General features: G+C 42.1%; 17 protein-coding genes. 13 read left to right on the plus strand and 4 right to left on the minus strand.

Annotated elements, in window-relative coordinates:
- Positions 1–425 precede the first annotated feature (425 nt).
- The gene (sigK, locus tag DV702_RS03885; protein ID WP_114923561.1) at positions 426–1124 is read right to left on the minus strand and encodes an RNA polymerase sporulation sigma factor SigK; all 699 of its coding nucleotides are present in this window, start codon (positions 1122–1124) and stop codon (positions 426–428) included.
- A gap of 156 nt (positions 1125–1280) precedes the next feature.
- Between sigK and DV702_RS03890 the strand changes: the two genes are divergently transcribed.
- The 11 genes from DV702_RS03890 (at position 1281) to DV702_RS03940 (ending at position 9842) form a co-directional block, all read left to right on the plus strand.
- Positions 1281–1796: a YqeG family HAD IIIA-type phosphatase gene (locus tag DV702_RS03890; RefSeq protein ID WP_114923562.1), complete on the plus strand. Its 516-nt coding sequence runs from the start codon at positions 1281–1283 to the stop codon at positions 1794–1796.
- Positions 1797–1798: 2 nt separating this feature from the next.
- On the plus strand, positions 1799–2899 hold the full coding sequence (yqeH, locus tag DV702_RS03895) for a ribosome biogenesis GTPase YqeH (protein ID WP_205407216.1): 1101 nt from the start codon (positions 1799–1801) through the stop codon (positions 2897–2899).
- Between the two features lie 23 nt (positions 2900–2922).
- On the plus strand, positions 2923–3747 hold the full coding sequence (gene aroE / locus DV702_RS03900) for a shikimate dehydrogenase (protein ID WP_114923564.1): 825 nt from the start codon (positions 2923–2925) through the stop codon (positions 3745–3747).
- Between the two features lie 2 nt (positions 3748–3749).
- A complete protein-coding gene (gene yhbY, locus DV702_RS03905) occupies positions 3750–4040 on the plus strand; it encodes a ribosome assembly RNA-binding protein YhbY (protein ID WP_114923565.1) in 291 nt (96 codons plus the stop codon).
- A 10-nt stretch (positions 4041–4050) separates the two neighbouring features.
- The gene (locus DV702_RS03910; RefSeq protein WP_114923566.1) at positions 4051–4632 is read left to right on the plus strand and encodes a nicotinate-nucleotide adenylyltransferase; all 582 of its coding nucleotides are present in this window, start codon (positions 4051–4053) and stop codon (positions 4630–4632) included.
- Entirely contained in the window at positions 4610–5182 is a 573-nt protein-coding gene (yqeK, locus tag DV702_RS03915) for a bis(5'-nucleosyl)-tetraphosphatase (symmetrical) YqeK (protein WP_162805705.1), read from the plus strand. The genes DV702_RS03910 and yqeK overlap by 23 nt, the downstream gene beginning before the upstream one ends.
- Before the next feature lie 3 nt (positions 5183–5185).
- The gene (gene rsfS / locus DV702_RS03920; RefSeq protein WP_114923568.1) at positions 5186–5530 is read left to right on the plus strand and encodes a ribosome silencing factor; all 345 of its coding nucleotides are present in this window, start codon (positions 5186–5188) and stop codon (positions 5528–5530) included.
- Positions 5527–6264, plus strand: coding sequence for a class I SAM-dependent DNA methyltransferase (locus DV702_RS03925; protein ID WP_114923569.1), 738 nt, complete (start codon positions 5527–5529; stop codon positions 6262–6264). The genes rsfS and DV702_RS03925 overlap by 4 nt, the downstream gene beginning before the upstream one ends.
- 68 nt (positions 6265–6332) lie before the next feature.
- Positions 6333–6983 (plus strand): helix-hairpin-helix domain-containing protein, encoded by a 651-nt coding sequence (locus DV702_RS03930; RefSeq protein WP_240315677.1) that lies wholly within the window; start codon positions 6333–6335, stop codon positions 6981–6983.
- A 13-nt stretch (positions 6984–6996) separates the two neighbouring features.
- Positions 6997–7560, plus strand: a complete 564-nt coding sequence (locus tag DV702_RS03935) for a ComE operon protein 2 (RefSeq protein WP_114923570.1) — start codon at positions 6997–6999, stop codon at positions 7558–7560.
- Positions 7561–7577: 17 nt separating this feature from the next.
- Entirely contained in the window at positions 7578–9842 is a 2265-nt protein-coding gene (locus DV702_RS03940; protein WP_114923571.1) for a DNA internalization-related competence protein ComEC/Rec2, read from the plus strand.
- A gap of 65 nt (positions 9843–9907) precedes the next feature.
- Here the strand turns inward: DV702_RS03940 and DV702_RS03945 are convergent, their stop codons facing one another.
- Together DV702_RS03945 and DV702_RS16755 are read right to left on the minus strand one after the other, a co-directional pair.
- Entirely contained in the window at positions 9908–10042 is a 135-nt protein-coding gene (locus tag DV702_RS03945; RefSeq protein ID WP_205407217.1) for a YqzM family protein, read from the minus strand.
- A gap of 252 nt (positions 10043–10294) precedes the next feature.
- A complete protein-coding gene (locus tag DV702_RS16755) occupies positions 10295–10447 on the minus strand; it encodes a hypothetical protein (RefSeq protein WP_162805706.1) in 153 nt (50 codons plus the stop codon).
- 852 nt (positions 10448–11299) lie between these two features.
- Between DV702_RS16755 and holA the strand changes: the two genes are divergently transcribed.
- Positions 11300–12307 (plus strand): DNA polymerase III subunit delta, encoded by a 1008-nt coding sequence (gene holA / locus DV702_RS03950; RefSeq protein ID WP_114923573.1) that lies wholly within the window; start codon positions 11300–11302, stop codon positions 12305–12307.
- Positions 12308–12353: 46 nt separating this feature from the next.
- Here holA and rpsT read toward each other — a convergent pair whose 3' ends face one another.
- Complete coding sequence (gene rpsT / locus DV702_RS03955; protein ID WP_114923574.1) at positions 12354–12605, minus strand: 30S ribosomal protein S20; 252 nt, start codon at positions 12603–12605, stop codon at positions 12354–12356.
- Between the two features lie 195 nt (positions 12606–12800).
- On the opposite strand from rpsT, the gene gpr reads away from it, so the two are divergent.
- Entirely contained in the window at positions 12801–13838 is a 1038-nt protein-coding gene (gene gpr / locus DV702_RS03960; protein WP_114923575.1) for a GPR endopeptidase, read from the plus strand.
- Positions 13839–13891: the final 53 nt, after the last annotated feature.

Below are 13891 nucleotides of genomic sequence, written 5' to 3' on the forward strand. Positions count from 1 at the left end.
GAAGACGTACCACAAAGGCGCATTTTGCCTTTTTGGTCCGTCTGAAACGACCCGAGAGCCTGGCGTTAGCAGCTAGATGACACCAAAAGCGAAAACGCCGTATAGGCTCGACAGGCGTTGGAAGACGTACCACAAAGGCGCATTTTGCCTTTTTGGTCCGTCTGAAACGACCCGAGAGCCTGGCGTTAGCAGCTAGATGACACCAAAAGCGAAAACGCCGTATAGGCTCGACAGGCGTTGGAAGACGTACCACAAAGGCGCATTTTGCCTTTTTGGTCCGTCTGAAACGACCCGAGAGCCTGGCGTTAGCAGCTAGATGACACCAAAAGCGAAAACGCCGTATAGGCTCGACAGGCGTTGGAAGTCTTACCGAACAGGGGCGTTCTTTGCACCTTTTCAAGTAATGTAAACATTCACAAAGAAAACTACTGATACTCATGTCTGAAAGACTGATATAATTTGACAATCGCACGTTTTTCAATACGAGAAACATAACTTCTTGAAATATTCAACTGCTCGGCAATCTCTTTTTGCGTCATCGGCTGATCATCTAATAAACCATACCGTCGTTGAATAATTTCAAGTTCGCGTGAATCCAGTTTACTTAAATGTTTATACAGCCGTTCTTTTTGTTCGTTTTCTTCAACGGTTTGTTGGGGTGGGATATCGTCAGTTTGGAGTAGGTCTGCAATTTCCAATGATTGGCCGTCTTTATCCAGGCCGATAGGTTCGTAGAGGGATACATCTTTTTGAACTTTTTTCTGCGTGCGTAAATACATAAGGATTTCATTTTCGATACAGCGAGCAGCGTATGTCGCAAGCTTTGTCTTACGATCAGGCGTAAAACTGTTGATGGCTTTCATCAATCCGATCGCACCGATTGAAATATAGTCATCCAACAACTCATGTTTGGGCTGGAACTTTTTGACGATGTGTGCAACCAACCGCATATTATGTTCAATAAGTTCATCGCGTGCACTTTCATCACCTTCCGCTAATCGTCTCAGGCATTCCGCTTCCTCAGCTTTGGATAGCGGACGAAGGAATGCTTGCCCCCTGATGTAACCGATTAACGCGGGGATTTCTAACCATAATTGCATGAGGGCCATGAAAAACCCGCTCATGTAACCACCTCCGTTTATTGGTATATTACCTTATGCAAATAACAACGTATCTAGCACTTTAGAAGAAAAGCAACGAAATTAGTCATAGTTGTGCGTGCATAAACCGCAACTATGTTATAATCAGACAAGAATTTGTTGTAGGGCGGAGAGGATATTGTGTTAAAACAATTTTTGCCGAGTGCATATGTTAAATCAGTGTTGCTTATTAAACCTGAAACACTTGTTGAAAATGGCATCAAAGGCATTATTACGGATTTAGATAATACACTCGTTGAATGGGATCGCGCTGATGCTACGGAAGATATTATGGCCTGGTTTGAATCGATGCGCGTTGCAGGTTTGCAAGTTGCGGTTGTTTCTAATAATAATATAGAACGCGTCCGTCACTTTTGTGATCCGTTAGGTATTCCTTATATTTGTGAAGCGAGGAAACCAATGACGAGATCATTTCATCAGGCTGTAGCTACATTAGGTTTGCCGAAAGAACAAGTAGTGATGATTGGTGATCAGTTATTGACAGATGTGTTGGGAGCGAACCGTGCAGGAATGCAAGTGATATTAGTCGTTCCTGTAGCCAGTTCAGATGCGCCGATTACAAAATTCAATCGTGCGATCGAACGTAGAATTATGGCGCGATTTAAAAGAAAAGGATTACTTACGTGGGAGGACTAAATTTGGAATTAATCAAGTGTATCGGGTGCGGTATAACGATCCAAACGACAGACAAAACAGCGGAAGGCTACGCGCCACCCGCATCTTTGGAAAAAGAAGATGTTATCTGTCAACGATGCTTTAAATTGCGTAACTATAATGAATTACAGCCAGTGTCCTTATCAGGAGACGATTTTTTAGCGATTCTAAATGGAATTGGTGAAAAGCAAGGACTGATTGTGAAAGTGGTCGATATTTTCGACTTTAATGGCAGCTGGATCAATGGATTACACCGCTTTGTAGGAAATAAAGATATATTATTAATCGGTAATAAATCGGATATTCTGCCGAAAGCGATTAATCCGCAACGTGTGAAGAACTGGATGAAGGCAGAAGCCGCAAAACTTGGGTTAAAGCCAATCGATGTACTCCTTGTCTCAGCAGTAAAGGGTGCAGGCATGAGCGAAGCACTCGACGCTATTGAAACGTATCGAAAAGGCAAAGATGTCTACGTAGTCGGCTGTACAAATGTTGGGAAATCCACATTTATTAACCGTATTATTAAAAACGCAACAGGAATGGAAGATATTATTACGACTTCTTATTTTCCTGGCACGACGTTAGATGTAGTGGAGATTCCATTGGATGATGGGAAATCATTAATCGATACACCAGGAATTATTAATGATCATCAAATCGCGCATGATTTAGATGCACAGGATTTGAAAGTCATCACACCGAAAAAAGAATTGAAGCCGAAAGTCTATCAGCTGAATGCAGAGCAGACGATATTTATCGCTGGTCTGGCACGTTTTGACTTTATACAAGGAGATCGTTCTTCATTCAACTTTTATGTAGCGAACGGTTTAACACTTCACAGGACGAAGCTGGAAAATGCGGATGACTTATATGAGAAGCATGTAGGTGAAATGCTGTCGCCACCTAGTACGGCATCGCTTGCAAAGTTACCGCCACTCGTTCGTCATGAGTTTTCTATTAAGCAAGCGAAAACAGACCTGGTCATATCTGGATTAGGTTGGATTACGATCCAACATGCTAATGTTAAAGTGGCAGTACACGCTCCTAAAGGTGTAAATGTTATGATTAGACCTTCACTCATTTAATTGACTGCAGGAGGGGAATTGAGATGAAAAAGTGGTATGCTGTGTTAGGCGATCCGATTGCACAATCGATGTCACCTACTATGCATGATCAATGGTTTCTTGAAAATGAATGGAATGCGAGTTATATACCGATTCTTGTCACTCCGGAAAATCTCGGACAAGCAATACAAAGTTTGCGAACGCTTGGCTGTAGTGGATGGAATGTAACGGTGCCGCATAAGCAAGCTATTATTCCATTTTTAGACGAGGTAGATGAAGCGGCTGCGCATATGAATGCAGTTAATACGGTGTATCGAACGGCCGATGGAAAACTGGTGGGCACGAATACGGACGGCAGAGGATTCGTAAAATCATTGCAAGAATTTGCGGGTGAGAGTGAAAATAATTCTGTTCTATTAATTGGTGCAGGCGGTGCAGCGAGAGGTATAGCGCACGCACTACAATCGGCTGGCTATGGTCCATTATATTTCACTAATCGTACAACGTCCAAAGCTGCGGAACTTGCTTCTGAAATGGAAAATGCGCATGTTCTGTCTGTTGAACAAGCACAACAGAAAATGGGGGAGTTTGGTCTAGTCGTACAAACTACATCCGTTGGTATGAACTTTGCTCAGTCTGGCATGCCATTACATCCTAAAGGGGTCAGCAAAGATGCGGTAGTCGCGGATATCATCTATAACCCATTGGAAACAGAGTTTTTACGTGAAGCTAGACTAGCCGGTGCAAAAACGATGAATGGCGTAGGAATGTTCGTCCATCAAGGAGCGCTTGCATTCGAGAAATGGACAAATGTCTATCCAAATACAAAAAAGATGATTCAGACGATTACAATGAAAGTGGGAGGGTAAACATGTTAACAAGTAAACAAAAAAGTTTTTTACGTAGTGAAGCGCATCATTTAGACCCAATCTTCCAAATTGGAAAGAGCGGATTGACTGATGCGATCTTAGCACAAATTGACGAAGCGCTGGAAGCACGCGAATTATTAAAAGTAAGTGTCCTTCAAAATTGTGAAGAAGATAAAAAAGAAATCGCTGAAAAAATTGGTGCACATAAACAAATTGAAGTAGTTCAAGTAATTGGCAATGTCATTGTCCTTTACAGAGAATCTACAGAAAAGAAACGCATTCAATTACCGTAAGGAGAATCAGATGAAACGAATCGGCATCTTGGGTGGTACATTCAATCCACCGCATACCGGACATTTACTGATTGCCAATGAAGTGCGCTATGCATGTGCTTTGGACGAAGTGTGGCTAATGCCAGCTGCGATTCCTCCGCATAAGTCAACCGCTGGAGATGCGACGGCTGCACAGCGTTTACAGATGGTGAAATTAGCTGTTGATGATTTGGAAGGATTACGTGCTTCGGCTTTTGAAATTGAACGTGGCGGTGTTTCTTATACATTTGATACGATGTCTCAATTAGTAGAGGAAGAACCGGATGTTGAATTTCATTTTATAATAGGCGGTGATATGATTGATCAGTTGTCGTCATGGTATCGCATCGAAGACTTACTGAAAATCATTACGTTTGTCGGTGTCAGACGTCCAGGTGCGAAGAGTAGTTCTGAATTACCTGTTCAGCTAGTAGAAACACCACAGCTTGATTTATCATCCACTTTGATTCGACAGCGCTTCTTGAATGGAGGCACGGTTCAATTATTGCTTCCGTCAGCTGTCGAGGCATACATTCGAGAGGAGAGATTATATGGATCTTCAACAAGTTCGTGATGACCTAAAGCAACGATTGCCAAAGGAACGATACGAGCACGTATTACGTGTGACAGAAACAGCGAAGAAGTTAGCTGAAAAAGCAGGTGTTTCCGTAGAAAAAGCCGAAATTGCCAGCTTATTTCATGATTATGCCAAGTTTATGAACAAAAATGAATTATTGGAATTGCTGTCACGCGATGAGGAATATGAACTCTATTCAAAATATCATTCAGAGCTATGGCATGCGCCGGTAGGAGCGTTGCTAGCGAAAGAAAAATATGGCGTAGAAGATGAAGATATTTTACAAGCGGTACGTTTTCATACGACAGGTCGTGCGGGAATGAGCGATTTAGAAAAAGTTATTTATATTGCAGATTTAGTTGAGCCTGGTCGAAAATTTCCAGGTGTTGCAGACTTACGTGAGCGCATCGAGGGTGAGTCACTCGAAGATCAAATGACAGAATGTATTCAGCATACGTTTAAGTTTTTAGTTCATCAGTACGCTGTTATTTTTCCAAATTCATTTGATTGCTATAATGAACACGTACGCAGAAGAAAGGAACAGTGAAATATGCCAACATTATTAGAATTAGCTTATCAGGCAGTAGATAGTAAAAAAGCGGAAGACATCGTTGTATTGAATATGGAGGGCATTTCCCTGATAGCTGATCAGTTTATTATCTGTCACGCAAATTCAGAACGACAAGTCCAGGCGATCGCACGTGAAGTCGCAGATCAAGCGGCTAAAGAGGGATACACAGTGAAGCGTATGGAAGGATTTGACTCAGGACGTTGGATTCTAGTCGATTTGCTTGATGTCGTCGTTCACGTCTTCCATAGAGACGAACGCAGTTTCTATAATTTGGAGAAATTATGGGGAGACGCACCGTTGTTGGACGTTGCGAGCGAACAATGAGCTCGTATCAAGAATTCGCCCATATTTACGATGAATTAATGAATGATATACCGTATGACGCCTATGTCGAGTTACTCGATTTGGCGTCTGCTGGCATTTCAGGAAAAAAAGTGCTGGATATCGGCTGTGGAACGGGCTTGCTTTCTGCGATGTTAGCAAAAAAGGGCGCTCAAGTGACAGCTATTGATTTATCTGCTGATATGTTGGAAGTTGCGGCTAAACGTGCGAAGTCACTCGGGCTCTCTATCGATTTTAAGGATCAGCCGATGCAGCAGTTATCAGTGGATGGAACATATGAAGTAGCAGTTATTTCCATTGATTCGCTAAATTATGTTTTGGACAGACAGGATGTAGAAGAAACGTTTCGCCGTGTTTACAATGCGTTAGAAAGAAATGGCGTGCTATTATTTGATGTCCACTCTCTATTTAAAATGGATGAAATATTTTTAGAAGGCCCTTTCGTATTTGATAATCAAAGAATTACGTATATTTGGCAGACAGAACCTGGCGAAGAAGAGCATTCGATTTACTCAGAGCTAGCTTTTTTTGTGAGTCAAGAAGATGGTTCTTATAAACGATTCGACGAAATACATACGCAACGTTCATTTGCTGTTACTGATTATGTCGACATGCTTGATCAGGCAGGATTTCAGATCGAACGGATTTTTGCTGATTGGGAAGACGAACCACCAGAAGAAGAAAGTGAAAGAATATTCTTTCAAGTGCGTAAATAACTCTTTTCAACTTGGGGGCAATCGGGTATAGTTAGGAGGACTCCATACGGTGCTGATAGAAAGGGTTGTTGACTATCCATTCATTCATTACCGAAAAATGGCGTACATTACTCATTCCTATAGCAGCAATCGCTGTACTATCCATCGTTCTGTTCTTTCCCCGAGAACAAGCGGATCCACTATCCGAAGAACATGGACATTCCCTTTTTGAACCAACAGAAACAGTAGCAGAACTAACAGAAGTTGAAGCGCCTGTAGAAGAAGTCGCTGAAGTTGTGTCCGTAGCTATTCTCGTAGACGTTAAAGGAGCGGTCAAGTATCCGGGACTATATTCAATGCGTGAAGGAGACCGCTTATTAGACGCTGTCGATCAAGCGGGCGGGTACACAGAACAAGCAGATACGCGTCTATTGAATCATGCGCAGCGATTAACCGATGAAGCCGTCGTCTACGTGCCCGTTGCAGGTGAACAGCCGCCCACGTTCGAACAGGCAGCCGCGAGTGCTTCTACAGAAAGCTCGGCAACGAAAGTGAATATAAATACAGCCAATGAAAGTGACTTTCAAAACTTGCCTGGGATAGGTCCGTCTAAAGCGCAGGCTATCGTGCAGTATCGGGAAGAGCATGGTGGATTTACAAGCTTGGATGGGTTGAAAGAAGTTTCAGGAATTGGCGATAAAACGTTTGAAAAACTAGAATCATTTATTACTCTTAATTGATGGAGGCGACCGTATGGAGCGAATTACTTGGGACCAGTTCTTCATGGCGCAAAGTCACCTTTTGGCAATGCGTAGTACATGCACTCGATTGTCCGTCGGTTCTATTTTAGTCCGTGATCAGCGCATTATTGCTGGAGGTTATAACGGATCGATATCAGGCGGCGATCACTGTATCGAGCATGGCTGTTATGTAGTGGATAATCATTGCGTCCGGACGATACATTCGGAAATGAATGCGTTGTTGCAGTGTGCTAAATATGGCATACCTGTTTCAGGCGCGACGATTTATGTAACCCATTTTCCATGTCTGCCATGCAGTAAAGCGTTAATACAGGCGGGAATTGAGCGTGTTCTTTATGCAGAGGATTACCGCAATAGTGATTATGCAATTGAACTGTTCGCGCAAGCTGGTGTTATTACAGAAAAAATACCATTTGACGAGCGTTCAATAGACTTCGCTAGTGAAGGAAAGTTTGCGTTATTCAGTGAAATGTTAAAGAAAATGCAAGCGCTTGGTGCGACTGATGAAGAACTGGATACCCTCTCACAAAGGGTGAATCACTTATTTGGCAAATAATCCGATCAATACGTTGGATGTATATAGCGATTCCACTGACAATAGCTGCATTTGCGGCTGAGCTCAATGGATCGCTTTTATTACTCAACTTGTTATTCCTCATACCTTTTTTCTTTTTACGCAAAGATTATGTTCATTTAGTACTTTGCGCTTCGATTGCCGTTCTCTCTTTTTTTTATTTCTCCAGCAAATTAGTAACTCTTCCTGAAGACTCATCTGACGTTTCTTTCGTTTGGCAAGAACAAGTAAAAATTGATGGTGGAAAAGTTAAAGGCTTTGCAAGGCTTTCTGATGATACGGTAGTTTATATGATGTACCCGCTCGAGTCATCCCGTCAAAAAGAAGTATTCCAATCGATCAACTTAGCAACCTATCAGTTTACAGCAGAAGTGGTTCAAAAAGAATTGGAACCCGCAGCACATGATTATGCGTTTGATATGAAACGGTATTTACGCATGAACGGAGCAGCAGGCGTTCTAGAGGTGACAGATATCCATGCGTATAAGCCGTTAACTACTATCCGATCACGCTTATCACATTATCGCTCTAATATAAAAGGACATATTCAACAGCAGTTTCCTGAGTCGCTTGTTACGGAAGCGGAAGCGCTACTCATTGGGGATCGTTCTAGTATGGATTTGGCATTGCAGGCAGAATACCGCACGCTTGGTATTACTCATTTATTCGCAATTTCTGGATTGCATGTAGGCTTATTGACATTTTTTATTCGCGCATTATTACTGCGAATCGGTTTTCGTAAAGAGTGGGTAACGTATTGTTTACTATCCTTTCTACCTCTATATGCTTGTATTGCTGGAGGCGCGCCGTCCGTTTGGCGAGCAGTGACGGTGACAATGATTTTATTGTTAGCTGTTTCGGGTAATTTACGCTTGCGGCTCGATGATGCGTTAGCGATGAGCGCGTTGCTATTTATACTCACACAACCGCATATTGTCTTCCAGCCTGGATTTCAATTATCCTATTTGGCTGCTTTTTCATTATTGTATTCTTCTGCTATTTTACGAAATGCCTCAAATAGTTTACACGTCTCTTTTTTAGTGACAGTCATTACGCAAGTCGCTCTTTATCCAGTGTTGCTTTATCATTTTTTCGAACTATCCATTTCTTCGTTCCTCGCTAATTTATTTTATGTACCATTGTATTCCGTGATTATTTTACCAGCGAATATACTACTCTTAGCATGCAGTTATATAATGCCTCCGGTCGCCTCTATTCTTTTCAGCATATATGAACCTATTCGTCAGTGGATAGGAACTATGACTTCCTGGCTAGCTTCGTTACCTTATCAAATGTGGACGCCCGGCCAGCCGGATGGATGGGGTGCTGTGTTTGCTGTAATTGGTATTTTACTCTTTTTAGTCTGTCTAGAAAGAAAGAAGTTCATCGGTCTAGGCGTCATTTGTTTACTCATTCCAGCTGTGTATTTGGAATATAAGCCTACACTGCACCGTGATGTAATCGTCTCTTATCTGGATGTTGGACAAGGGGATAGTACAATTATTGAACTTCCGTTTCGCAAAGCAGTGTACGTCATTGATACAGGTGGAGTCGTTCATTTCGGCGAAAAAAACTGGAAAACGCCCGACCGATCATTTGAAGTAGGGCGCAATATTGTCGTGCCTTATTTAAAAGCGAAAGGTATTACAACGATCGATCGCTTGCTTATTACCCATGCAGATGCAGATCATATGGAAGGTGCAGATGAAGTGTTAGAAGAGGTACGTGTTAAAGAGATTCATATGCCGCCGGGGAGCGAAGTAGAGAAGTCGATGGAAGACGTCTTACGATTAGCTAGGCTACAGAAGATTCCACTCGCGTTAGTAGGCGAAGGACTTCATTGGTCTCAGGCAGGGTATCAGTTCCAGTACGTGGCACCTGAAGAAGGGCGCTATGAAGGGAATGATAGTTCGCTAGTGCTGATCATGACAAACGGTAAAGTGAGTTGTATATTCCCCGGAGATTTAGAGATGGACGGAGAAAGAAGAATAATCAATCGCTATCAGAACACAGATTTTGGGCGGGTCATTTTAAAAGCAGGCCATCATGGCAGTAAAACATCCAGCACAGAGCCGTTCGTACGCTTAATCAAACCAGAACTCGCCATCATATCAGCGGGGAGAAATAGCCGCTATGGACATCCGCATGTCGAAGTGACTGAACGATTCGATTTTCATGGCATACCGTATCTTTCCACAGCAGAAAGCGGCACGATTGAACTGCGTTTAAACGAAGATGCTTATGTGATTTCAAGCTCTAGATAATGCTGTGAAAAGCAAATAGACACAGCCGTTATAAAAACGGTTGTGTCTATTTTATCCAATATTGATTAGCGGGCAACGATATCGATGATCGTAGCAACAACAAAAATTAAAGAAAAACCGATAAACGCTACACCAAAGCCAATGCCTGAGTCAATCGCATCATTACGTTTTGATTGAACATCATGTTCAAATTCATTCATTGCTACACCTCCTAATTCCATACTAAGTATAGATGAAAGTGAGCGAAAAATCCATAAAAATTGCAGTTTAAAGCTTCTTCCATAGACGATGACACAAATTGTTCAAAGACTCGGTGCGTTGAGCAGAGAAACGCTTGGTCTGCACGCTGCGTTTGAAGTTCATAAATTTTGATAGTGATCGATTCATTGTAGCCACTTTGACGCTGGTCAAATCGTTACTTATCACTTCCTGCATCTAGCAACGACAAAAGCTCAATAATACCGATCTTTCTCTGCAGTTTCCCGATGATTGGGAGTCATAGGCTCTTGCTTCGGCTGCAAATGACCGAACTCCGCCAACTCTATAGAAATCTCTTCCTTCTGTTCTTTCTTCGGCAACACACGCTTATCCTTACGCTCATCCATAAAAAAGACCTCCTTTTCTAGCTAGTATGGAGAACTTCGCTATTTTCATGTATAATAACTACATGATTTTATCAACATTGTGAGTAATCATATTCTGTATAATTCCTCATTCATTCAGTTACAAGCGGATTTGACTATGCAATTGGATGGAGCGACGCTGACTTAGCGGGTCTTGTGGCTTGCGCTTTCAGACGATACGCTTTTCGGAGGGGACGCGGTGGGCCGTCAAGCGCTACGAGTTACACCTGTCAAGTGCAAAGATGTGCTCCTTCTCGCTGCGCTTCACTCGCAAAAGCCGTCCTTCGCTACGGCTTTTCCTGAACCTCCCGGAGTCGATCGTTTGTAAGCTCCAAGCCGTACTTAGTGTGTGTGACAGTTTGATCACTCTTTGTATATGGTGAAAAACTAAGTAAGTAGACTTGTCTGAAACGATTCGTACGCTTTTGAAGGTAGATAGCGGTGAAGTGTTGCTAGCTACTATGACTGTTTCGATGAACTGAGCGGAGAGAGCAATGACTCTATATGCATTCAGTCAGGCAATCTATGTCTTTATCCACACTGTCCAGGAAGCGTCACTTACCATACTCTATTTCTGAACGAACACAAATTGACTTACGAGCACAAATTCAAAGATTCTCCCCGAAGAATTGGTGAGTCCGCTGCGTCCCCTCAGGAAAGCGTCCGGTTTCTCTCGGCAGAATTCTAAACGATACACTACCTCTACAATTACTTGTCAATAGCACCTCATTTCCGAATGCCAAGTCCTTTCTTTACATAATCAACAGGCTTGGGATTTTATAAAACTCACTATGCAAACCTATACGTAAGAAACAACACATTGAGGTGAATGAAATGGTTACAAAAATATGGAATACAATTGAAAAAGGCGACGTGCAACCTGTCTATTTACTGACTGGCACCGAACAGCACTTACTAGATGAAACTATAAAGAAATTAATTCGTGCCATACCCGGGATGACATCGGCTGAAGTGAACCGTTTCGACCTGGAAGAGATTCCGATTCAAGCTGTGTTAGAAGTGGCGGATGAATTGCCATTTCTTGTCGAACATAAACTCATCGTCGCAAAAAACTGCTCCTTCTTAAAAGCGACAGATCAATCTAAAGATAAGCAGAACCATCAATTGGAACACTTTGAAAAATGGTTGGAAAACCCATCTCCTACAGCTACCGTCGTATTTATCGCACCTTATGAAAAACTGGATGCACGCAAAAGAATTACGAAAAAGATCAAAAAACATGCAGTCGTCGTGGAAGCTGAAACATTGCAAGGGCAGGATTTGTCTACGTGGATTATGCAGCATGGAAAAGATAAAGGAATTGTCTTTGAAAAAAATGAAGCTAATCTTCTTATGGATATGTCAGGAACAGATTTACTGACCCTTTCGACTGAAGTAGAGAAAATTGCAGCTTATTTGTCTTATAAAGGAACGGTGACTGCAGAGATCATTGAACAATTAGTTGCGCGTACACCCGAAATGGATGTTTTCCGTCTGACAGATTCCTTCGTCAATGGAAAGATAGCCGAATCGTTAGCCGTATACCATGACTTAATGCGAAATGGCGAAGAACCGATTATGCTGACATCACTAATCGCTAGCCAAGTACGGTTGATGATACATGTAGTGAATTTGCGGAAAAAAGGCTATCAGCAACAGCAAATAGCGACAACATTGCATATCCATCCGTATCGCGTAAAATTAATGATGCAGCGCACACTGCCGCCAATGCCCATTTTATTGAAAGCATTAAACGACTTAGCGACCATTGATTTACAATTAAAAACAACGAGTGGAAACCGTCAAAGAAGACTCGAATTATTTTTGATGAGTGGCTTATAACAATGCAAAAAAGACTGCCGTCACGAAGAGGCAGTCTTTACATGTTTTATTGAGCTTTTTTAGTTAGACGTGATTTTTGACGAGCAGCAGTGTTTTTATGGATAAGACCCTTACGAGCAGCAGTGTCCACTTTTTTCACAGCATCTTTCACTAATTCTTGTGCGTTTTCTTCTTTTGCAAGAATAGCAGTATCCGCTTTACGGATTGCAGTACGCATAGAAGCTTTCACGTGAGAGTTTTGCTCGTTAGCAGCTGTACTTTGCTTAACGCGTTTGATAGCACCTTTAATATTTGGCATTTAATTCACCTCCAGCTTTTAGGTATAGCAAGAGTGTTTCCACAATCATCCGGACATCTCTTTACAACAAGCATAATTTTAACAAAGCTATCGGGATAATGCAAGAAAAAAAGGTAAAGCTTTTAGACTTTACAGCTGAATTCCTGCGAATAAAGGAAAGGTTTTGGTACAAACTATTGGATAGAGGTGAATTCAATGGGCGAAATTAATTACTACCGAACCGATTTGATTGATGAAAGTGATGAATTTGTAAAGCACCAATCCGCTCGGGAAGAGAAAAAACTAAAGAATATGTCTGGTATCGACGTGGAAGAGCAAACGATCGGTCGAATTAAAGCTACAACAGTGAAAGTACATGCGGAAGGAGAAGAAGAGATCGGCAAAGCGAAAGGAACATATATTACGCTAACCGTTCCGACACTAGCTGTTCACGAAATAGATGAAATAGAAAAAGTATGTACAGTAGTTGTAGAGAAAATGTCGTTATTGCTAAAAGAAAAGCTTCCTCAACAGGCGAAGAAAATCTTATTAGTCGGGCTGGGCAACCGCGATATCACACCTGATGCAGTCGGTCCGTTGACAATGGATTATGTGAAAGAAGTAATACCGGAGTACTATGAAGCAGATGAAAGTGACATTATTGTTTATGCGCCTGGTGTGACGATACAGACGGGTTTAGAAACAGCGTCATTCGTTAAGGCCATCGTTGACCAAGCGAAGCCAGACGTGTTAATTGTTGTAGATGCACTCGCGGCTAGAAGTAGTTCGCGTCTTTGCCGGACTATTCAATTGACGGATACGGGTATTCATCCAGGATCAGGTGTAGGGAACAGCCGTAAAGAATTGTCGGAAAAAAGCTTGCACATTCCAGTACTGGCGATCGGTGTTCCGACGGTTGTGGATGGCCCGGTTTTGGTAGCAGATGCAATCGATACGATGTTTGGATACATTGCAGCAAAAATTGAAGAAGCCGATATGCCCTCATCAAAATTAGCTACAGGACGTTTTCCACAACATCTGAAATCAGACGCAAATCGCACATCACTGGCTCCTATATTTGGCGATTGGTCTTCCTGGACGCATGAAGAGCGTGTTCAACTATTTGAGGAGGTGTTAACAGCGCAAGAACTAGCTACATTTATTTCACCTAAGGAAATTGATTCGTGGGTTGCGAACTACGCTTCCGCATTGTCAACATCCTTAGTCGAATGGATTCATCAAGTAAAAAATTAAACTAGTCATTGACCCATTTTCTTCTGCATAGAGTGGAAGATGGAGGGATCAAT

Origin of the sequence: Sporosarcina sp. PTS2304 (genome assembly GCF_003351785.1) — a bacterium.
GTDB lineage: Bacteria > Bacillota > Bacilli > Bacillales_A > Planococcaceae > Sporosarcina.